This window comes from Limnospira sp. PMC 289.06 (assembly GCF_032350395.1).
Taxonomy (GTDB): Bacteria; Cyanobacteriota; Cyanobacteriia; order Cyanobacteriales; family Microcoleaceae; genus Limnospira; species Limnospira platensis.
Window position 1 is genome coordinate 1 of the sequence record NZ_JARPLC010000044.1, and the last position, 20,276, is coordinate 20,276.

Annotated in this window: 21 protein-coding genes; 7 read left to right on the forward strand and 14 right to left on the reverse strand. The window is 45.4% G+C overall.

Annotated elements, in window-relative coordinates; all coding sequences use genetic code 11:
- The first annotated feature begins 137 nt into the window (after positions 1–137).
- Together sir and P5674_RS11400 are read left to right on the forward strand one after the other, a co-directional pair.
- Positions 138–2,138 carry a sulfite reductase, ferredoxin dependent gene (gene sir, locus P5674_RS11395; protein WP_006619717.1) on the forward strand — a complete coding sequence of 667 codons (2,001 nt, stop codon included), beginning with the start codon at positions 138–140 and terminating at the stop codon, positions 2,136–2,138.
- A 74-nt stretch (positions 2,139–2,212) separates the two neighbouring features.
- Positions 2,213–2,971 (forward strand): 16S rRNA (uracil(1498)-N(3))-methyltransferase, encoded by a 759-nt coding sequence (locus P5674_RS11400; RefSeq protein ID WP_006619718.1) that lies wholly within the window; start codon positions 2,213–2,215, stop codon positions 2,969–2,971.
- A 17-nt stretch (positions 2,972–2,988) separates the two neighbouring features.
- Here the strand turns inward: P5674_RS11400 and P5674_RS11405 are convergent, their stop codons facing one another.
- The 4 genes from P5674_RS11405 to P5674_RS11420 all read right to left on the reverse strand — a co-directional run bounded on the left by P5674_RS11405 (position 2,989) and on the right by P5674_RS11420 (position 6,254).
- Complete coding sequence (locus P5674_RS11405; RefSeq protein WP_014274335.1) at positions 2,989–3,864, reverse strand: NAD(P)-dependent oxidoreductase; 876 nt, start codon at positions 3,862–3,864, stop codon at positions 2,989–2,991.
- A 91-nt stretch (positions 3,865–3,955) separates the two neighbouring features.
- The gene (locus P5674_RS11410; RefSeq protein ID WP_006619720.1) at positions 3,956–4,363 is read right to left on the reverse strand and encodes a DUF1823 family protein; all 408 of its coding nucleotides are present in this window, start codon (positions 4,361–4,363) and stop codon (positions 3,956–3,958) included.
- 25 nt (positions 4,364–4,388) lie between these two features.
- On the reverse strand, positions 4,389–6,020 hold the full coding sequence (locus P5674_RS11415) for a DUF6930 domain-containing protein (RefSeq protein WP_014274336.1): 1,632 nt from the start codon (positions 6,018–6,020) through the stop codon (positions 4,389–4,391).
- 84 nt (positions 6,021–6,104) lie between these two features.
- A complete protein-coding gene (locus P5674_RS11420; RefSeq protein ID WP_157888666.1) occupies positions 6,105–6,254 on the reverse strand; it encodes a hypothetical protein in 150 nt (49 codons plus the stop codon).
- 307 nt (positions 6,255–6,561) lie between these two features.
- Here P5674_RS11420 and P5674_RS11425 point away from each other — a divergent pair, with 307 nt between their 5' ends.
- The 3 genes from P5674_RS11425 (at position 6,562) to P5674_RS11435 (ending at position 7,950) form a co-directional block, all read left to right on the forward strand.
- Complete coding sequence (locus P5674_RS11425; RefSeq protein WP_006619722.1) at positions 6,562–6,924, forward strand: HesB/IscA family protein; 363 nt, start codon at positions 6,562–6,564, stop codon at positions 6,922–6,924.
- 97 nt (positions 6,925–7,021) lie between these two features.
- Positions 7,022–7,441 (forward strand): tetratricopeptide repeat protein, encoded by a 420-nt coding sequence (locus P5674_RS11430; RefSeq protein WP_006619723.1) that lies wholly within the window; start codon positions 7,022–7,024, stop codon positions 7,439–7,441.
- Between the two features lie 272 nt (positions 7,442–7,713).
- Positions 7,714–7,950: a hypothetical protein gene (locus tag P5674_RS11435; protein ID WP_006619724.1), complete on the forward strand. Its 237-nt coding sequence runs from the start codon at positions 7,714–7,716 to the stop codon at positions 7,948–7,950.
- Between the two features lie 111 nt (positions 7,951–8,061).
- Here the strand turns inward: P5674_RS11435 and P5674_RS11440 are convergent, their stop codons facing one another.
- The 9 genes from P5674_RS11440 to P5674_RS11480 all read right to left on the reverse strand — a co-directional run bounded on the left by P5674_RS11440 (position 8,062) and on the right by P5674_RS11480 (position 17,278).
- Positions 8,062–9,273 (reverse strand): 5-(carboxyamino)imidazole ribonucleotide synthase, encoded by a 1,212-nt coding sequence (locus P5674_RS11440; protein ID WP_006619725.1) that lies wholly within the window; start codon positions 9,271–9,273, stop codon positions 8,062–8,064.
- Between the two features lie 37 nt (positions 9,274–9,310).
- Positions 9,311–10,237 carry a glycosyltransferase gene (locus P5674_RS11445; protein WP_014274339.1) on the reverse strand — a complete coding sequence of 309 codons (927 nt, stop codon included), beginning with the start codon at positions 10,235–10,237 and terminating at the stop codon, positions 9,311–9,313.
- A 44-nt stretch (positions 10,238–10,281) separates the two neighbouring features.
- Entirely contained in the window at positions 10,282–11,379 is a 1,098-nt protein-coding gene (mraY, locus tag P5674_RS11450; protein ID WP_035737650.1) for a phospho-N-acetylmuramoyl-pentapeptide-transferase, read from the reverse strand.
- Positions 11,380–11,508: 129 nt separating this feature from the next.
- Positions 11,509–11,751: a DUF3134 domain-containing protein gene (locus P5674_RS11455; protein WP_006619728.1), complete on the reverse strand. Its 243-nt coding sequence runs from the start codon at positions 11,749–11,751 to the stop codon at positions 11,509–11,511.
- A gap of 361 nt (positions 11,752–12,112) precedes the next feature.
- Positions 12,113–12,868, reverse strand: coding sequence for an ABC transporter ATP-binding protein (locus P5674_RS11460; protein ID WP_006619729.1), 756 nt, complete (start codon positions 12,866–12,868; stop codon positions 12,113–12,115).
- Positions 12,869–13,123: 255 nt separating this feature from the next.
- On the reverse strand, positions 13,124–14,098 hold the full coding sequence (locus P5674_RS11465) for an NAD-dependent epimerase/dehydratase family protein (RefSeq protein ID WP_014274341.1): 975 nt from the start codon (positions 14,096–14,098) through the stop codon (positions 13,124–13,126).
- Positions 14,099–14,265: 167 nt separating this feature from the next.
- A complete protein-coding gene (gene hemE / locus P5674_RS11470) occupies positions 14,266–15,330 on the reverse strand; it encodes a uroporphyrinogen decarboxylase (protein WP_006619731.1) in 1,065 nt (354 codons plus the stop codon).
- A 231-nt stretch (positions 15,331–15,561) separates the two neighbouring features.
- The gene (locus tag P5674_RS11475; RefSeq protein ID WP_006619732.1) at positions 15,562–16,104 is read right to left on the reverse strand and encodes a GUN4 domain-containing protein; all 543 of its coding nucleotides are present in this window, start codon (positions 16,102–16,104) and stop codon (positions 15,562–15,564) included.
- 7 nt (positions 16,105–16,111) lie between these two features.
- On the reverse strand, positions 16,112–17,278 hold the full coding sequence (locus tag P5674_RS11480; RefSeq protein WP_006619733.1) for an IscS subfamily cysteine desulfurase: 1,167 nt from the start codon (positions 17,276–17,278) through the stop codon (positions 16,112–16,114).
- A gap of 523 nt (positions 17,279–17,801) precedes the next feature.
- On the opposite strand from P5674_RS11480, the gene P5674_RS11490 reads away from it, so the two are divergent.
- Positions 17,802–18,041, forward strand: coding sequence for a NifU family protein (locus P5674_RS11490; protein ID WP_006619734.1), 240 nt, complete (start codon positions 17,802–17,804; stop codon positions 18,039–18,041).
- Between the two features lie 127 nt (positions 18,042–18,168).
- Here the strand turns inward: P5674_RS11490 and P5674_RS11495 are convergent, their stop codons facing one another.
- Complete coding sequence (locus P5674_RS11495; RefSeq protein WP_286131400.1) at positions 18,169–18,297, reverse strand: hypothetical protein; 129 nt, start codon at positions 18,295–18,297, stop codon at positions 18,169–18,171.
- A 46-nt stretch (positions 18,298–18,343) separates the two neighbouring features.
- On the opposite strand from P5674_RS11495, the gene P5674_RS11500 reads away from it, so the two are divergent.
- Positions 18,344–20,230, forward strand: coding sequence for a response regulator (locus P5674_RS11500; protein WP_006619735.1), 1,887 nt, complete (start codon positions 18,344–18,346; stop codon positions 20,228–20,230).
- Positions 20,231–20,276 lie beyond the last annotated feature (46 nt).

Here is a 20,276-nt window from a genome sequence, read left to right on the forward strand (position 1 = left end):
CAAAACATCGGTTTTGTTAGATGCAGTTCCCGTTGAATCAGGAAGCCCCATCCTCGCCAAAGGCAGGGTGGGGTAGTTCACGCTAAGTCAGGTTCAGCCTCGATGTTTTTTTGTTTTGACTGGCACTTCACTTTACTATGACAAGCCCTACATTTACGAAATCAGCGCAAAAGCTCTCTAAACTTGAAGCTATCAAAGAGCGCAGTAATCAACTGCGGGAGCCTTTAGCAACTGAACTGCTCAACGATCGCAACTATTTGACAGAGGATGCGGTTCAGATTCTCAAGTTTCATGGCTCCTACCAACAGGATAACCGAGATAATCGGGTTCCGGGACAAGAGAAAGATTATCAGTTTATGTTGCGAACCCGCAGCCCCGGGGGATTTATCCCACCTCAGCTTTATGAGACTCTCGATCATCTAGCGGATGAATACGGGAATGGGACACTGCGGACAACTACCCGCCAAGGGTTCCAACTCCATGGGATTCTCAAAAAGAACCTGAAAACGGTTCTCTCTAGCATTATCAAAAGCATGGGCTCGACTCTGGGTGCTTGTGGAGACTTGAACCGGAATGTGATGGCTCCTCCGGCTCCCTATTGCGATCGCCCTGAGTATGAGTATGCGAAAACCTACGCGAATTATATTGCGGATCTGCTGACTCCTCAGACTGGGGCTTATTATGAAATTTGGCTCGATGGAGAAAAAATAGTTAGTGCGGAGGAAAACCCGGAAGTCAAAGCGGCGCGCGATCGCAATGGTAATGGCACAATTTTCCATGAGGGGGAAGAGCCGATCTATGGCAAGCATTATATGCCGCGCAAATTCAAATGTGCGGTAACAGTCCCAGGAGATAACTCTGTTGATATTTATACCCAAGATGTGGGTTTGGTGGTCATAACTAATGCGGCGGGAGAATTGGAGGGCTTTAACGTCCTAGCAGGAGGCGGTATGGGTAGAACTCACCGCAAAGAGGAGACCTTTCCCCGTATAGCTGATGAAATTGGCTATGTCGATCGCGCTGATATTTATGATTTGATGAAGGCGATCGTAGCAACTCAGCGGGATTATGGCGATCGCACTAACCGCCGCCACGCGCGGATGAAATATTTAATTGAGGATTGGGGAGTTGACAAATTCCGCGCTCAGGTTGAGGATTATTTTGGCAAACCCCTAAAACCTTTTAAACCCCTGCCTCCTTGGAAATATCAAGATTACCTGGGATGGCATGAACAGGGCGACGGTAAATTATTTCTGGGTATCTCGGTGGAAAATGGCCGGGTGAAAGATGACGGAAGTTTCCGGCTGAAGGCGGCTTTACAGAAAATTCACCAAAAGTTTGAGTTGCCAATGTTAATTACAGGCAACCATAACATTATCCTGTATGAGATTTCGCCGAAACACCAGCAGCAAATCGATCGCCTCCTGAAAGAACATGGGGTTTTGCCAGAAACCGAAATTGATCCTCTGGTCCGCTATGCCATGGCCTGTCCGGCTTTCCCAACTTGCGGATTAGCAATTGCAGAATCTGAACGTGCAATCCCTAGTATCCTAGACCGGATTCGGGTATTGTTGGACAAGGTAGGGCTGGAACAGGAGCATTTTGTCGTTAGGATGACAGGATGTCCCAATGGATGTGCCAGACCCTACATGGCGGAACTGGGGTTCGTCGGTAGCGCTCCCGACACCTACCAGGTTTGGCTGGGAGGCTCTCCTAACCAAACGCGACTAGCTGAACCTTTTATGGAACGGCTGGCTCTATGTGACCTAGAAGCAGTTCTGGAGCCGATTTTTGTTGGCTTTAAACAGAATCGGCAACCGTCCGAGAGTTTTGGCGATTTTTGCCATCGTGTTGGTTTAGACTCCATCCGCACTTTTGTATCCAATTACCAAGTAAATTCCTCGATGAACATTGAGACGAAAGAAATCCCTGTCCCAACTTCGCCAGAAACACTCTCTAATGATGCGACTGCGCCCCAAGCTCCGGTCGATCCTAGCAAAATCCGACATCGGGTTAGTGTGCGTCATGACATCTATAGTCAACTAAAAGATGAGTCGAAACGCCAAAGCAAACCAATTGTCGAAATTGCTACCCAGGCGATTGAGGAGTACCTAGCTAAGGTTCGCGCTGAGTCCTAATTGCCTTTAATGGCTGATTAAGCAATCCCCACCCTACCAAAAGTCGGGTGGGGTCATTTTGTTAACAGAATTTCATGAGGGAACTTCAACGGATCGCGATCGCTCCTGAACAATTCCATGACCAACAGGTAGACCTGACTGCTGGACAACAGCATTATTTGGGTCGAGTGTTGCGCCTACAACAGGGCGATCGCTTTATTATTCTTGATGGTCGGGGGGGTTGGTGGCTGGCTATCTGGAAAGGCGGGCAAAATGCCACTGTGGTTGAACCGATAAGGGTTAACAATGAGTTACCCATACCTGTGACTTTATGGGTGTCTATGCCTAAAGGAAGTGGCTTTGAGGAGATTGTGCGCTGTACTACGGAGTTGGGAGTGTCTCGTTTGGTTCCCATTATCAGCGCCCGCACTGTGGTTGTCCCTAGCCCTCAAAAACTAGCCCGCTGGCGACGTATTGCTACAGAGGCGGCGGAACAGTCAGAACGTCAGATCCTCCCGGAAATTACTGATCCACTATCGATACAGCAGGCTTGGGAAACTTTGTCAGACCAGGGAGAAGAGGTAGATAAATATATTTGTGTGGCTAGGGGAGATTTTCCCCACCTGTTGAATTGTTTGTTGGCTTCTCGAACCGGACAAGGAAAGGGTTATGTCTACAATTCCCTGCTTTTAGCTATTGGACCCGAAGGGGGATGGACAACACCAGAGGTTGAGGAAGCAATTAATAGGGGATTTCAGCCTGTGTCTCTGGGAAGCCGAATTTTGCGATCGGTCACAGCCCCCATGGTGGCTTTATCTCTAGTAGCGGCGGTCTCGGAAATGGATAATTATTAATTATTAATTGTTAATTGTTAATTGTCCGGCTTCTGATAAGCTCTAATCATGGCTTGGGTTCCTTGATTAGAGCCTAAACCTTCATCCAAATTCTGAACTATTTTAAACAGGGTATCGGCTAATTTTACCCCTGGTAACTCCCTGGAAATAGCCTCTTGAACTAATCGCAAATCCTTAACCATGTGGCGAATCATAAAACCCGGAGCGAAATCATTGTTAGCTACCTTTTCCCCTAGGTTAGACAAAGCCCAAGACCCAGCGGCTCCGGTGCTGCATACCTCCACAATTAGTTGAGGGTCAATACCCTGATGTTCCGCTAGTAACATCGCCTCACATAGTCCAATCATGTTGAGGGAACATAGTACCTGATTACAGAGTTTAACAGCTTGACCGCTACCACTAGGACCACAATAGCGGATATTTTTACCCATTGTTTCTAACAAGGGTAGGCAGGTGTCAAAGCTATGGCGATCGCCACCCACCATAATAGTTAGAGTCCCATTTTTCGCGCCAATATCTCCCCCAGAAACAGGCGCATCTAAAAATTGCATTTCATGGGATGCGATCGCCGAAGCGATCGGATGAACCGCCGCCGACCCAATAGTGCTAAAGTCTATAATGATCGCGCCCGGTTTAGCAAACTGAATCACCCCTTCCGGACCAAGGATGACTTCTTCCACATCGGGAACATCTCCCACACAGGTACAGATCACCTCAGCTTCCGTCACAGCCTCTTCTATGGTATGAACGATTTTAGCGCCTGCATCAGAGGCGATCGCCACACCAGGACGCGATCGAGTACGATTCCATGCTTTCACATCATAACCACCTTGAGCGAGGTTAGCAGCCATATAGCCACCCATCACACCCAGTCCCAAAAATGCAGTTTTCATAGCGGGTTTAGAAAGTTGGCTGGTGTCGGGTTCTGGCTGATCGCCGGACCCGCCCCTACGCGATAAAATCGTCACGAAATCCTTACCTCAATTATGTTTGCGTTGTTGATATTGCTTGAATATCTGTGTTGTTGGGCTGGGTAGTTTTGATATAGGAGAGTAACCAGTTAGCCATAGTAGCGCGCCGGGTTTGTCTCGGTCCAAAGTTTCCAATAGTGTAGCCTTTAAAGCCTAGTTCCTCTTTCAGGAGTTGTTTATTTTCTTTAGGTATCGACCGGGTGAGTTGAACAGTAGCCGGACGGCTTTCGATAAAGTCCGGGGGTTCTCCGTAGGTTTCTCGCCACTGTGTATCCACTTGAGTTACATCCCAGCGATCGCTTTGTTCGTCATAGCGATAACCGAGATAATACCACACCAGTTGATTAACAGTGCTGTCGTCTATTTCCTCATTCAGAATCGCCCAAATCGTATCAGTATTTAGGGGGGGTAGTTCAGACATAACCTAGGTTGTAGTTTCCAGTTAATTACATGGGGGTAATGAGTTCTAAAGGTCCCAATCCCAACTCATCAGGAGAAACCGATCGCAATTCCACCAATGCCATCATATCCTTAAAACCGGGCTGACCACGAGAAGCCCCCGTCAACCCCATAGCAATAATTAAACCACACCAACCCTGAGTTTGGCTACAGCGTTGTTCCCAGTTTTTCCGAGCCCGCTGATGAGTTGGGTCATCTTCGATAAATTCACCAAACAAATGCAATTCACCATTTTCCGTCTTCAAAATTCCCAGGTCATAATTGCGACCCTCCAGGGGATCTTTTCCTGAGTTAAAACATATTCCCGTTAATCCTCCAGCCTCCTCCAAATTTTGAATTAGTGTTTTCGCCTTCGGCTTAGAAGTTTGAATCAAAATCACAGGTAGACCATCCCCTTTCTGAGGAATTTGCACATCCGAAGGCTGATAGAACTCCGTATTGTTTCGCAAATAATCCACCGTTTCCCAAGGAATTACACCTAAACTCAAAAATGATTTAGGTGGTATCAAATCATCTCGTAACGTAGGGTAATCCAACTCCTCGTCGTCATCTTCCGCTGCGGCTTCCACCATTTCCAGAAGTTCATCAGCCACCTCTGGTAAAGTTTCCACCTTCACCGAAATCATTTTGGTTTCAGTTGCATCAGGTAAGGAACAAGATATGCGATATCGTTTCGACAGCTTAGGAAATGAATCCTCATTTAATTTATAGCGAAAATCTCGTAAGAATCGGTGCAGTGCTTCCAAGGCTACCATCATCACCGTGGCTTCTTCTTCGTAGATCACAGATCGCAAACCTTCTAAGGGGTGTAAATTACCAAAGTTAGGTTCAATCTGCGATGCTGATAAAGTTTCCCAGATTACGTCCTCCTCCTCATCTTCTTCTGACAAAGGCTCAAAGGTGACAAACAGACAATCTTGAGTTAAAAATGCTTCTTCTAGGTTATCAAAAGGTCGGTCAGCAACAACTCTTTCTCGAAACCTTTTTAAAGATTCTAGGGAACGGTACATTAACACCCCATAATCCATCCCTAACTTCCCTAGTGTAGAAATGTAGAGAGTTCCTACATCTAAGTGATTGATTTCTATAGAAATAATTTGATGTTCCACTAATTTATCCCAGGGTGCATCTTGCCAAATTTGATAGGCTTTTTTGAGCAGGGGATCTACAAAGGCTTCGGGAAGTTGAGGAGGGCGACTTTCGGCTACTTCTTGGAGTCCCCTAAATATCTCATCAATTAGTGGTAAATCCGGTACATAGTCTATAACTATATCCAGTTCTTGTAAGACACCGCGCAGGAAAAACTGAATTTCGCGATCTTTGACCACAATTTTGTGAGGGCGGGCTGCTGGGGTGGGGCTTTGGGGATGTTCCATCGCTCTAAGTAGGGTGCGGACGATCGCTTCTGGACCAATATTAGCCGATACCATATCCATTGACCGTACCATTCCCTGAGAACCGTCAACCCAAATGATGCAGTCATTATCAGTCTCTATATCTGTTTCTAAATTAGTCTGTGACATCCCCTGAGACATCGGACGGCGATCGCCCTCCCACACGCTAGGAATGGATGGTAGTTTTTGTAAACGACGAAGGGTTGAACGATTGAGAAATGTCATTTAGATAAATTATAATATCGAGTAGTGCTACCAGATTAAGATTTTACACAATTGATTGAACCGGGAATTTTACACCCGCTCCGTTTATGGTAACAGGTTGCAGGTCCCTGCTATGGTCTCTAATCTTAGATTGTATGACAAAATACCAAATTCTGGTAAATGCGATCGCGCCCAGGTTAGATCTGGCTGTAGGACTGGCTTTTCATCCCTAGCCCAGGTCTCCTTGACCGTCATCTTAACACTCCCCACCCTAAATTTGTTACAATCGGAGCTAGGATCAATACATGGCAGGGTCGATTCATGAGTTGGCCTGCCATAAATTAATTAGCCCGGCGTTAAATGAGCTATGGAACGCTATTGGGAACCACTGTGTAAACAATGCTGGCTCCCATTCCCACATTCCAGCATAGCAGGTGAGAGTGAGAGCCAAGCCCATTGAGCAGTTATGGTGTTCTCAATAGTCCGAGTAAGTCGTCAGACCTATCTCGACCCCTAGTTTAGTATTGCGAAAATCATAAAAATCAAGGAGTTAGGAAAGCCAATGACACAAGCAACTGAGTCTAAAACCCCAACCCAAGGAATTCAGATGACTGATGCTGCTGTTCAGCAGGTGCTTTTCCTGCGCGAGAAGCAAGGTAGAGACCTCTGTTTACGGGTGGGTGTCCGTCAGGGGGGATGTTCTGGTATGTCTTACATGATGGATTTTGTTGAACCCGATAGCATCCAGGATACTGATGAGGTCTTCGATCATAATGGTTTTCAGGTTGTTTGTGATCCCAAGAGTCTGCTGTATATTTATGGGATGGTCCTTGACTACAGCAACGCTTTGATTGGGGGTGGGTTCCAATTTACTAATCCTAATGCTAGTCAAACCTGTGGCTGTGGTAAGTCCTTTGCTACTTAATGGTTGACGGACTCCATCAGGTATGATTAAAGGCGATCGCACGTTGTACTGTAACAATGGCGATCGCTTTGTAGTCTGTAATACTTGCTCTCTAACGATGAAAACTACTGAAGAACTGTTTAAGGAAGGATTTGAGCGTTATCAAGCTGGGGAAGCTATGGATACCTTAATCCCCGTGTTTCGTGAAGTGTGCGATCGCTCCCCTAAAAATAGTAACGCCTGGACTAGCCTAGCTTGGTTATACCTTCTGGCTAATAAACCCTCTGCGGCTTATAAAGCCGCCAAGTTGGCGGTTAAATTAAATCCCCACGACCCCCAAGCTAGGGTAAATTTAGCCGTATCAATGTTGGAGTTAAAAAAACCGGGGGTTCGTCCCCATGTAGAAATGGCTCAACAGATGATTATGGCTGATTCGGAGTGGCTAGAGGAAGTCAAAAAAAATTTGGACGATGGATTGACTCGCAAACCTGAATGGAAAAGTTTACTTAGGGTTAAACAATGGCTCCTAGAACTTTAGCAATACCAATTTGATGATATGCTAACATATAGCATCGCCAGTAATAGACCTGAAATTATCGGGTCTGTTCACGGCAATTCAAGTAAATTCCAGTTGAATAGGGCGACTGAGTAAATATTCCTACTAGGTAGCTCTTGAAACTCCTTTACAAAAAATAATATTATTTAACCAACAATTGGCAAAATAAATGATAAGATTTGGGAACTTCACGCATTAACAATCTTATTTGAAGTTAGCAGACCAATTTGATAACACAAGGAGTAGAAATAACTATGGGCAATGATAACGTAGAAATAACTATGGGCAATGATAACCAGGTTAATGATAACCAGGTTTACGTTAAGGCTGATACCCGCAATCATAAAGGCTTTTTTGTGCAGCAGGGTGCTTACAAGTTAAAAAACATTGAAGAGTCGGGCTGGGCGTTAATTTGCTTAGATTCCGTTTGCTACTATGTCGATCCTGATAATTTACAATCATCTCAGTCAGGGGAGAGTGCAGAATCTTAGAGTATTAAATACTAAGAGTATATACCTATAAATTAGATAAATTAGGCTGTCCTCACAGGTAAGGACAGCTATTTTTTGTTGGTGGGGGAACCCTGGGTTCAATGAGTATGATTACTGATGGCGGTAGGGAAGTTGATCACCATACCAAATAGATTCTATCTGTTGAGCGATCGCCTGTGCTTCCTCATGTAGAGTATGGGGGTCTTCAGTATCAATTAAAACGGTGACATGACCGAGTTTACGACCGGGACGGGACTGAATTTTCCCATACCAGTGAACTTTAGCTTGAGGAATGGCGGCGAGTTGTTCCCGTTTGGCGAAATAGTCATTTTCGGCTAACTCAAACCCTAACAAATTCACCATCACCGCGCCGCCACATTTAAGGTCAGGACTTCCCAAAGGTAAACCAGAGACGGCCCGCAAATGTTGTTCAAATTGGGAGGTATAACAAGCATCAAGGCTAAAGTGACCGGAATTATGGGTGCGGGGGGCGATTTCATTAACCAAAACCTCCCCAGAAGTGGTCAGGAAAAACTCAATACCAAATAGCCCCACCACGTCTAAACCATTAAGAAGGGTATGGGCTAACCGATTAATTTGATTTTGTAAATCGGTGCTAATCTTAGCGGGGGCGATCACGCGATGACAAACCTGATCGCGTTGGATAGTTTCCACAATGGGATAAATAGCGACATCTCCGGTGACTGACCGGGCGGCGATCGCTGCTAATTCCCGTTCAAAGGGGATAAATTCCTGTAGTAGCATGGGGGGATAATCAAACTTCGCCCAGGTAGCTTTCAGGGTAGCAGCATCAGGAATGATAAAGGTTCCCTGGCCATCATAACCATGCCGTCTAGCTTTGAGAACTACCGGATAACCCAAACCTTGGGTAATTTTAGGGTTAAGATCCCCTTCAGCCCTTGTTAGCGCCTCAAAACGAGGCACAGGCAAGCCTAAACGTTGCAATTGAGATAATTGCTCAAATTTATCTAACAGGGGTGCTAAAGCCTCCAGACGGGGGCGGAAACAGACCCCAGCTTCTGCCAATACCTGGAGAGCATCAAGATCAATAAACTCATTCTCAAAGGTAATCACATCGCAGCGTTTAGCTAACTCCTGAGTAGCGATCGCATCAGCAATATTTGCTAAAACGGTATCGGCGGCGATCGCCACAGCCGGATCACTATTATGGGGAGTTTGGACCACCAGAGACACCCCCAAATTCTTAGCCGCACTAGCCATCATCCAAGCTAATTGTCCGCCGCCAATTACACCAACGCGGGTAATTGTTTCAGTTGAATGGGGTATAAGGGTGACATTCATGGCACAAAACCAACCTCTACTGTTTACTTTTCTTTGACTAAAGCTGATCAATCTGTTTGGCTTGTTCAGGAAGACTTGCTTGTTGCTGACCGAGCGATCGCCATCTCGCATTAAGTAGACCTATGGGAGTCCCCACCACATCAACCCAATCACCGCGACCTATAATCGCCTTAGCACTATTGACAGGTAATTCCTTGACTATCCACCGCCCTAGGCTATATATGTAGTCTTTAGGCTGCATTTGAGGCATTAAATCCACGCCGTGGATTTGGTGAAGATAGCGGTTTGACTCTCCATAGCGTCGCCACTGACTTTGTAATCCTTTTAGAGTGCTGCGGTGGCGATGTTTAACCTGTGCTTTTTCCATAAAGGCTAACTTGTAGCTGGTTTGCTGTTGAATGCGCCAACATAAATCAGCATCTCCCCCGGTGGTGAGATAGGGACGAAATAAGCCCGTTTTTTGGAATGCGTCTCGTCGCACGGCTAAATTAGCGGTTTGACCGTAGGGATAAAAAGGGTGTGCGAGGGTGTGTTTTTGGGAAAGGGTATCTTGGCGGCTGGCGTGTTTTTCTAGGAGAGTGTTTCCTGGTAAAGCGATAATTTCCCCTGCTACTATGCCAATTTGATCATCTCCAAAGGGTTGTACCAGGTTTTTTAACCATTCAGGTTCTGGGCGACAGTCAGCGTCAGTAAAGGCGATAATTTCTCCTCTGGCGGCGCGGATACCACGATTTCGGGCGGCGTAGGAACTTTGAATTTGATTTTCCGTCAGGGGTCGCAGGGGTAGGGTTGGCTCGGCGGTAGCTGTTTGCAATATTTCCCCGGTGCGATCGCTGCTGTTATTGTCTACTAGCAGATACTCAACCTGATTGGTTGGGTAGATTTGCGATCGCAAACAAGCAATCAAATCTGGCAAATCAGCTTCGCCATTATAGATAGGAATGACAACAGAAATATATGGCATAATAGGCAGTTCAAATTGAACTTGTTAACCACACCAGAAAATACCTAACCAGCTATCAGAAAAACCACCCAAATTAATAAGCCTTGAATACAATAGAAACAGCCTACAACTTGATTTTCTGACCAGCCATAAAGTTCGAGGTGATGGTGAAGTGGAGCCATTTTAAACAGACGTTTACCAACTCCGTTGGCATCTTTAGTCGCCTTGTAGTAGGTCACTTGGGCAATGACAGACAGGGTTTCGACTAAGAAAATCAAACTGACAATTAATAACACCCAAAGGGTATTAGTAATCAAAGCTACCCCGGCTAAGGCTCCCCCTAAAGCTAAGGCTCCTGTATCTCCCATAAATACTTTAGCTGGGTTGCGGTTGTGGGAAACAAATCCTACACAAGCGCCGGACATACAGGCACAAAATAGGGCAATTTCTGGGTAGGTGGGGGCGAGATAGGCGGCCATTCCCAAAAAGGCGATCGCTCCTAATCCTCCCATTAAACCATCAACGCCATCGGTTAAGTTAGTGGCATTACTTTCCGCCACCTGAACGAATGTAGCGAAGGGCCAGAATAACACCCCTAGGGATAGAGTTAAGCCAAAGGGTAAGGCGATATTAGATGCTACCGAGGCTTGATTGTAGACTAACCAGATACAGAATAGCACTGCCAACAACACTTGCAGCGCCAATTTCATCTTAGCAGAGATGCCTTTATTAGATTTTCGTCTCAAGATTTGCCAGTCATCTATGAACCCAACTAAGCCCAAGCCAGCCGTTAGGGCGCAAATTGCCATAACATTAGTATCAAATCCTGATCCGGCTAGTGCGATCGCAATACCGACAGGAATAAAGAAAATCCCCCCCATGGTTGGGGTTCCGGCTTTCTTGAGGTGGGCTTGCGGACCGTCTTCTCGGATGAACTGTCCGGCTTTAATCCGGGCTAAAATGGGGATAATCCACTGTCCGGTCGCCGCCACGACTAAAGCGCAAATGGTAAACGGTACGAACAAGGAAATATTAGCAGGCCATAGGTGGCTCACTGTCATATCCAAGCCAATGGCGAAAGCGCTCAATCCTAAACACAGGAACAGTAATAAATACGATCCTGATATTTGTAGGGACTTGGAGTTAGTAAATTTACTATCCACAGGTTTTTCAATCAATCCTCAACACCAAAAACTTTGTAGGCAAATATAATTCGCCCTAGGGTAACTGATTAGCCCCTATTGATCAATCTTTCTCGGTTTATACCCAAGTGATAGGTTGTTAACTGTTCCTTAGTCCTCGTCCATATCTTCATCATCGTTGTCATCTTCATCAACATAAGACGCATCATCAACGATGAGTTCTGATATTTCTTCTTCGTCGGGTCTGTAACTACTCACAGGCTCCTGAACAGTATCTCGCGGAATCAAGCGCCCAGTTTGGGTCAGCCAGTCTAACAGCGAAACCTGCTGTTTAGATGGAATAACATCAGCCGGTTCATGGCTTGGGGTTTCACGCAAAGAAGGATTTGGCATAGGTTTTGGTTTCGTGATGCAGTTGACTCCGGCTCAGAGTCTCAGGAGTCATCCCCTCGACTCTATTACGCCTGAGTTAGTTTACTGTGGCTCCTATATGCTTATTAGGCAGAAAGTACCAATAGAGATCCATATCGAGCCGTCCATAATTTACCACGATTCCTAAGACAATCTACATGATTTGACCAAATTTTCCGCACTCCCACCCGTAAATCCTTCTACCCAAACCAGGGAAGAGGTTGCGGAGTTCTACGCCTGGTGCTGCTGAGGGTCTGGCTGTTGGGTACAAGAAACTACAGATATATTGATTGATTTTTGTATATCCTGATTTGCAGGTAGCCGAATGGGTCGCCCTTTTTGGTTAAATGGCATGATGCAAATCTTCGGGTTTCAGGTGGGAATGAATCACCTGACCATCTTTAAACCAAACTACCCTTTTGGTTTGGCGAGCTACATCGGGTTCGTGAGTTACCATAACTACAGTCATGCCACTATTATTCATTTCGGTGAAAATATCCATGACTTCCTGGGTGGTTTTGGAGTCTAAAGCTCCTGTGGGTTCGTCTGCTAGTAATAATACTGGACGGTTGACAATGGCGCGGGCGATCGCCACCCTTTGCTGTTGTCCCCCAGATAGTTGGTTGGGTTTGTTGTGCATACGATTTTCCAAACCTACCCGAATTAAGGCTTCTGTGGCTCGTTCTCGCCTTTCCTTGGCGGAAATTCCGGCATAGAGCATTGGTAACATGACATTATCGAGGGCTGTCATTTGTGACAAAAGGTGGAATTGCTGAAACACAAAACCAATTTTTAGGTTCCGAATTTTGGCTAGTTCCCCTTCATTCATTTGGGCGACACCTACCCCGTCTAGTTGGTAGGAACCTGAACTCGGACGGTCTAAACAGCCGATAATGTTCATGGCTGTCGATTTTCCTGAACCGGACGCTCCCATAATTGAGCAGTATTCTCCTGGTTCTACGGTCAGACTCACACCGTTTAAGGCTTTAACTTCTATGTCTCCCATTCCATAAACTTTGCTCACTGCTTCTAAATGCACGATCGCTTTTGGTGACTCATTTTGAGATTTATTGCCAATCTCTCTCGGAAAGGTTTTCATAATCTTTGCTGCTTATATTAAGTTTTGTAACAAAATTATCGCCCCCGCCGATGGGGGGATGGGAGGGGGTTGCCGGTTTGAGCAATTTGTGGTATTATTAGATAATGGGGATATATCCAATTTTTTGATTTAGGTCAAGATTCCCATTATTTTATTTACTACTCTCAGATTAGCAATTTTTCCCCATTCTGTCAACCCCCTGAGCGCGGCGCGAGACGAGTTGAATAAAAAATCAACAACAGATAAATCAGCCGACTAGGGAGAGGAAGAGGGAGAGGGAGAAGTGGGTGCAAACTCTGCGAGGATATGGGTTAGGGTAGGAAAGCGGGTAATTTCCCCGAAGGTAGCGGGACTAACAGGGTTTTGGTAAGTAAAATGGCGGTAATTCAAACAAAAGCGGTCCCATTCAGCCATTTGTACGCGAAATACAATGATGAAAAAATTAGCCAACCACAGAGACAGAGAAATGGAGAAATAGATAGATTTGTGATAGTAGGCACAAGTTTCGGCGATCGCCTGATTTAATGTCAAGGGTGGGTTTCCTAAAACCAGCCATTCTGGTTGCTGAGACTGTGGAGGATGATTAACTAAATATTCGACAACTTTAGCAATATCGGCGGCGTGGACAAAATGAAAACTCGCATCAGCCTTAAACCAGCGAATCAGATTAATCCAGCTTACCACCTGTGGGAGACCAGAGGAAAGATGGGAATAGGGTTTATCTGTATCTCCCCCTAACACGAGGGTAGGGAAGAGAACCCGCAAGGGGGGAAAATCAGGATAGTTTTGGGAAATCTGCTGCAAACAATGATATTTTGAACTAATATAATCGGTGCCAATTTCTCCAGCTTCGGGGATGAGTTGATTTTGGCGGTTAAGGACACTGGCGGTGGAGAAATAAATGACTTGCTGACAGCGTTGATGATCGAGGGATTTGAGTAACTGGTGGGTACTGGTTATATTAACATCAAATACTTCGGGTTTTCCGCCCCATGAGGTGGCTGCCAAAATAGCGATATCAATGGTTTTTAATAAGTCGGAAAATTTATCAATCTCTCGCAAATCACCAGCCAAGATGTGAATATCGGGTCGTTTTTTATAATTAAACCCTAGCTTGTCTGGATTACGAACCAAAAAGTACAGTTCATAATTAGTGTGATTAATTAAACTTTCGGCGATATAGTGACCAATGCAGCCACTAGCACCAGTGATGAAAACTTTTTGGGTCATAACAAGAGGCAGTGGTAGAAGAGGAGAGGCAGGGGGGAAATTAATGATTTCGACAGTGGAAAACACCCCCTTTGCCCTGTGTAATTGACTGTTCTACAACCGGCTTTTAACTGATACCGCCAACGGTATAGGAAACCAATTTTCTGAGAGTCAATGAGATGTGGCAGTTAAACATGAGTTGCCAATAGTTTATCTGCTTGTTTGGCAGTTTCAAAGAAATAGGCAACATTTTCCTCTGGGGTCTTTTGTAAAACCCCATGACCTAGGTTGAGAATATGACCTCGGTTTCCGGCTTTGCGGATAGTTTCCAAAATGCGATCGCGGATGGTGTCTTTAGATCCAAATAAAACACAAGGATCAATATTTCCTTGTACTCCCAAATGGTGACCGATACGATTTCTAGCTTCGGCCATATCCACAGTCCAGTCAACGCTGATCATATCAACTCCAGACTTACCCATTCTTTCTAAAATTCCGGCACTGCCGTTAATATAGAGAATCAGAGGGGTATCAGGATGTTTAGCCTTGACCTGTTTAACGACTTGCTGTTGATAGGGTAAAGCAAAAGTTTCATAGTCCTGGGGGCTTAATTGACCAGCCCAAGAATCAAACATTTGCACAACCTGAGCCCCGGAGTCAATCTGGTAACAGGCGTAAGTGGCGATCGCAGAAGCTAGTTTACCCAAAAATTGGTGTAGCATGGCGGGTTCACTAAATGCCATACTTTTGATAATGGTGTAATCCTTAGAGCTTTTGCCTTCGATGGCATAAGCTGCCAGAGTCCAAGGTGCGCCTACAAATCCTAACACAGCAGCTTTGTTGCCGACTTCGTGGCGCAGAGTTTGGAGAATTTCCCGAATAAATGGCAGGGAGGCTTCTGGTTCGATAGGATGTAGTTGGTCAATTTGAGACTGAGTGCGGATAGGCGGATCAATGATCGGACCTTTACTTTCCACAATGTCGAAATCAATGCCTATACCGGGTAAGGGAGTGAGGATGTCTGAAAATAGGATAACTCCATCTGGGGCGAAGGCGCGGAAGGGTTGCAAGGAAATTTCGACGGCGATATCTGTTTTTTCAGAGCGATCGCGGAAGGATGGATATTGTTCCCGCAGATCGCGATAGGCTTTCATATAGCGACCCGCCTGCCGCATCATCCACACGGGGGGACGGTCTAAGGCTTCACCACGCGCAGCGCGCAACAGATAGGGGGTTTGGGTCGAGTCGGTCATGGGTAAATGTTACTTACTAAGTCAAGGAATAATTGATTGAGCCATCTAGTAGCTTACCATTATGCGATCGTCTGGGGATATATCTGCTGTGAGGAGTTAGCCCAAGTTGAGTAAAGAATTGTAAAATTTGGCTCGGATGGGCTACCACTAGGGTTTGTGGTTGTGGCTGTGTTTTTTTGATGTTGACTCACCTGGTGCTACTCCTGACTGGGACTGAGTTAGGGGGACTGGTCAAATTTTGGTTTCTAATACGGGAGGAGAAGGGGGAGAAATTTGGCATTTTTGCAGACGGGAAAATATGGCTAGATTCAATTGTTCATGACAAAGGATAGCTGAGGAGTTGGGAGACTGACTATCCCGGCAAATGTTGGATTTTTTGATGAATGAATTAAGAGAGGCAAAAGTTAGGGGGTTATCTGGGTCTAACTGCTGAAATTTTTGCCAGATTTGATGTTGTCTAGTTAAACTAAACTCCCCCTGGCTGGCTTGGTACCAGGTTTGGTCAATTTGGCTTAATTCTTGACAGGGAAACTTGGCGATATCTTTGGGGGTGAGTTCCTGATTTTTTTTGCCCAGAATTAACAACATCATTCGATAGGTCTGACGTTCGGCTTTTTGCCAAGCACCAAAGCTGATTAAATCGGCTAGGCGATCGTAGTCTGGGGGGAGGGTGGCTATCTGAGAAGTTCTGGGGTTTTTGAGCATACCCATCCCTAAAGATAGGATACCACAAATCAGGGTAAAAATAATCATTAAATATTCAGGTTTTGCCATGAATTAGTTACCTAGTATATTGAACTCTTCTTAGCACTTTAATGGTGGCGATCGCCTCTTGTGCTACTTGGTCAATTTCGGCTTCTGTATTAAACCGAGATAAGCCAAATCTCAGGGAAGCATAAGCTAGATTTTCGGGGACTCCCAAGGCTTTTAAAACGTGGGAAGGTTCAATGCGGGTGGAGGTACAAGCGGAACCTGATGATACTGCCATTGTTGGCTGTAATGCTAATAGTAATGCTTGACCATCTACCCCGGCAATACTGACATTTAGGTTTCCGGGTAAGCGTTGGGTGGGATGACCATTGAGACGGATATCGTCGAGGGTTGACAGTTGATTCCAAAGGCGATCGCGTAATTTTGTCAACCGTTGGGCTTCGCTTGCCATTTCGCTTAAAGCTAATTTTACCGCCGCCCCAAATCCGACAATTTGAGGGGTGTAAAGGGTTCCTGAACGGATCCCCCTTTCTTGTCCGCCGCCGTGAATTTGGGGGGCGATTTTGACGCGGGGTTGGCGACGACGCACATATAGACAACCGATGCCTTTAGGTCCATAGACTTTGTGAGCAGTTAAGGACATTAAATCAATCTTCATTTCCTCAACATCTAGTGGTATTTTCCCCAAGGCTTGCGCTGCGTCTGTATGAAATAATATGTGGCGATCGTGACACATTTTACCGATTTTAGCTAGGGGTTGCAATACCCCAATTTCGTTGTTAGCAGCCATCACTGAAACTAGAATTGTATCGGGTCTAAAAGCCTCTTCTAGTTCGGTTAAATCAATTAAGCCATCGGGTTGAACGCTGAGTAAAGTTACATCAAATCCTAAGCCTTGTAAGTAATCGTAGGGGTCGAGGACTGCATGGTGTTCTGTGGCGACAGTAATTAGATGACGACCCTGGCTAAAATAGGCTTCTGCTACTCCTTTAATGGCTAAATTATTGGCTTCGGTTGCACCGCTGGTAAAAATTATTTCGGTGGGAGTAGCATTAATGGCATCGGCGATAATTTGTCGCGCTTGTTTGACGGCGGCTTCGGTTTCCCAACCATAGAGATGATTCACACTGGCGGGGTTGCCAAAGTGTTCGGTAAAGTAGGGAATCATTACTTCTAAAACGCGCTTATCTACCGGGGTAGTAGCATGACAATCAAGATAAATAGGACGTGCAGACATGGGTGATAACTTTGATTAATACTTGAGACTATTTAGAGTGAGTAGATAGCCATAGGTTGGGTGGCAAAAGGGGGAATCATGGGGAATAATATATTGATGAAATGCCACAGAGGTGGATCTCTAATCAACAGACAGAATAAAGGGCTGTGGGTATGGTAGCCCAAAAATAAGATCTAGGGTATGTATACACAGAATTGATATCCATAGCGCCGAGATTATTATAATTTAAAATCGGTAATTTTCATAAAATTATGGTAAATTTACGGTCAATAGATTATAATAGATAATATATGTGTTTTGATAGTTGCCAGATTTCATGACAGAATCAACAACAGATGCTGGCGAGTTATTTCGCCAAGCCTAGGAATACCGCTATACTGAGGATCGTAACTTTCCCGGCTATAGTGCTGATATCGAACTCAAGGGGGGAGATTTGGGTTGAGATTGAGGAAGTAGCCGAACTAGCTAAAATGGGGGTAAGATCATAATTGTTCAATACATCGCACAACAGATCCGATAAATCATGACTACTTTAGCATTGACTCCAGAAAATGTGGAAACCGTCCTGGACGAACTACGTCCCTATTTGATGGCTGACGGTGGAAACGTGGAAATTGTAGAACTTGACGGTCCTATTGTCCGGCTACGGCTACAAGGAGCCTGCGGTTCCTGTCCCAGTTCAACGATGACGCTGAAAATGGGGATTGAACGCCGCCTGCGGGAAAAAATCCCGGAAATTGCGGAAGTTGAATCAGTTATCTAATCACTGTCACTTGTAGTTTCAGGTTATGGGGGTTCTCATCAGTAGCGGTGGTGGAACCCCCTAATTAGCCAGAGGCTGAAGGTTAATTGTCCAGAGGCAGTTTTTTGGGCAGGATTTACCCTATAATTTATTGTTGAGGAACGATAAAAAGTAAATGGGGATCGGGGAGTTTCTCAGGAAAAGGGGTAATTTCCTTGGCTGTTTCTTCAGAAAGAGAGTTGAGTTTTGCTCTCGGAGTTGGGGGATAAACAGACATTTCCTAAATACATCTGTCCTCAACAATTCCAAGTTTAAGTGCATCAATGCGTATTCTTCTGGTTGAGGACGATTTACACCTAGCAGATGCTCTGGTCGCCATGCTGACGAGCCAGAAATATCAGGTAGATGTCGTCAATGATGGACAGCAGGGATGGGAATATATCCAAAGCAGCAGTTATGATCTGGTTTTACTGGATATAGAATTACCATTGCTGGATGGTATTAGTTTATGTCACCAATTACGATCGCATAATTTCCAAGTTCCGATACTGCTATTAACGGCGCGCAATAATCAACAGGACAAAGTTAAAGGCTTAGACGCGGGAGCCGATGACTACATGGTTAAACCCCTAGATATTGCGGAATTATCGGCTCGTATCCGTGCTTTGCTGCGTCGTAGTAGCGAGGGGACATCATCAGTATTCACCTATGAAAAAATGGTGCTGGATACTAGCACCTGCGATGTTACTTATAACGGAAAACCGATTAAAGTAACCCCGAAAGAATATGGGTTACTGGAACTGTTAATGGGGGACCGTCAACGGACTTACAGCATTGATAAAATCCTAGATAAGTTGTGGACTTTTGATGATCCGCCTTCTGCTAATACGGTCCGGGCTCATATTAAGGGATTACGGCAAAAACTAAAAGCGGCTGGTGCTGGTGCTGAGTTTATCGAAACTGTCTATGGGTTAGGATATCGGCTGAATCAGAATTTGGAGAAACTCCATTCAGCTACCGCTACGGCTAACTCAGAACCGGATAGCGATCGCCAATTCCAACTGAATCAATCGATCCAAAAAGTTTGGGAAAGATTTAGAGAGACCCTAGACGATCGGATAATTACGATTGAAAAAGCGATCGCCGCCGCCAATGACGGACAGATCAATCTGCAAATGCAAAAACAGGCGCGCCAGGAAGCCCACAAACTAGCCGGATCACTGGGAACCTTCGGACGGAGGGAAGGGTCAACGGTGGCTCGTGAGATCGAGCTGATCCTGCAACTGGACACCCCCCTAATTAGTGAACACCTACCATCTCTATCAATTCTGATTGATCGCCTACATCAAATTGTCGAAACCGATCGCCCCAATAATTGTACATCTGACCAACAGCAAATCGATTCTCCCCGGCTACTAATCATTGACACCAACGAGCCATTTATCCAAAATCTAATTATAGAAGCGAGTCGTCATCAGATCCAAGCCGAAATTATCACGGAAGAGGCGACCATACGGCAAATATGCGATCGCACCCCCAGCGGTAGGGAAGAAAATATGCTTCAACTCCTCCCGAATCCCCAAGTAGTCCTACTCAACTTTGATCGCTATCCTTTCCGTCAGCTATTAGTTGACCTAACCCAACAAAATCCCCCCATACCTACGGTAGTATTCACCACCCAAGGAGATATCAGTAAGCGAGTGGAAGTGGTGCGCCTGGGTGGTAGTGCCTTTTTAGAAAAACCCGTTACGATAGAAAGAGCGATCGCTGTAATCAGGGACGTTTTCCGTCAGCATTATGCCATCAATACCCGGGTAATGATAGTCGATGATGACCCCCAAATGTTAGCAGCAATCCAAACCTTGCTGCAACCTTGGGGTATTCAAACCATAACCCTAGGAGATCCTCGGCAATTTTGGAAAACTCTGGAATCAAGCCACCCTGACTTGTTAGTTTTAGATATAGAAATGCCGCATCTCAATGGCATTGAATTATGCCAAATTGTCCGCAATGATCCTCGCTGGCGAGGAATTCCGGTTATTTTTGTCACCGCCCAAACCGATCGCCAAATTCGCGAGCAAGTTTTTCAAGCCGGAGCCGATGATTATTTAACCAAACCTTTCACCGGATCGGAACTTGCTACTCGCATTGTTAATAGACTCAAAAGAACTCAGAACCTAGCCACCAGAACCGATTTTGCCTATCACTAAAACCGCTAGATATTCTAGCTATTGTATGACCTAATTCTACATAAAA

Coding starts and splice junctions, on each gene's coding strand:
- P5674_RS11460 (WP_006619729.1), bottom strand. CDS start 12,868: ATGAAAACCTTTCCGAGAGAGATTGGCAATAAATCTCAAAATGAGTCA.
- P5674_RS11455 (WP_006619728.1), bottom strand. CDS start 11,751: ATGCCAAATCCTTCTTTGCGTGAAACCCCAAGCCATGAACCGGCTGAT.
- P5674_RS11425 (WP_006619722.1), top strand. CDS start 6,562: ATGACACAAGCAACTGAGTCTAAAACCCCAACCCAAGGAATTCAGATG.
- P5674_RS11430 (WP_006619723.1), top strand. CDS start 7,022: ATGAAAACTACTGAAGAACTGTTTAAGGAAGGATTTGAGCGTTATCAA.
- P5674_RS11440 (WP_006619725.1), bottom strand. CDS start 9,273: ATGAATGTCACCCTTATACCCCATTCAACTGAAACAATTACCCGCGTT.
- sir (WP_006619717.1), top strand. CDS start 138: ATGACAAGCCCTACATTTACGAAATCAGCGCAAAAGCTCTCTAAACTT.
- P5674_RS11415 (WP_014274336.1), bottom strand. CDS start 6,020: ATGACATTTCTCAATCGTTCAACCCTTCGTCGTTTACAAAAACTACCA.
- P5674_RS11405 (WP_014274335.1), bottom strand. CDS start 3,864: ATGAAAACTGCATTTTTGGGACTGGGTGTGATGGGTGGCTATATGGCT.
- P5674_RS11465 (WP_014274341.1), bottom strand. CDS start 14,098: ATGACCCAAAAAGTTTTCATCACTGGTGCTAGTGGCTGCATTGGTCAC.
- P5674_RS11490 (WP_006619734.1), top strand. CDS start 17,802: ATGACTACTTTAGCATTGACTCCAGAAAATGTGGAAACCGTCCTGGAC.
- P5674_RS11495 (WP_286131400.1), bottom strand. CDS start 18,297: ATGTCTGTTTATCCCCCAACTCCGAGAGCAAAACTCAACTCTCTTTCT.
- P5674_RS11435 (WP_006619724.1), top strand. CDS start 7,714: ATGGGCAATGATAACGTAGAAATAACTATGGGCAATGATAACCAGGTT.
- hemE (WP_006619731.1), bottom strand. CDS start 15,330: ATGACCGACTCGACCCAAACCCCCTATCTGTTGCGCGCTGCGCGTGGT.
- P5674_RS11500 (WP_006619735.1), top strand. CDS start 18,344: ATGCGTATTCTTCTGGTTGAGGACGATTTACACCTAGCAGATGCTCTG.
- P5674_RS11445 (WP_014274339.1), bottom strand. CDS start 10,237: ATGCCATATATTTCTGTTGTCATTCCTATCTATAATGGCGAAGCTGAT.
- P5674_RS11400 (WP_006619718.1), top strand. CDS start 2,213: ATGAGGGAACTTCAACGGATCGCGATCGCTCCTGAACAATTCCATGAC.
- P5674_RS11480 (WP_006619733.1), bottom strand. CDS start 17,278: ATGTCTGCACGTCCTATTTATCTTGATTGTCATGCTACTACCCCGGTA.
- P5674_RS11410 (WP_006619720.1), bottom strand. CDS start 4,363: ATGTCTGAACTACCCCCCCTAAATACTGATACGATTTGGGCGATTCTG.
- P5674_RS11475 (WP_006619732.1), bottom strand. CDS start 16,104: ATGGCAAAACCTGAATATTTAATGATTATTTTTACCCTGATTTGTGGT.
- P5674_RS11420 (WP_157888666.1), bottom strand. CDS start 6,254: ATGACGGTCAAGGAGACCTGGGCTAGGGATGAAAAGCCAGTCCTACAG.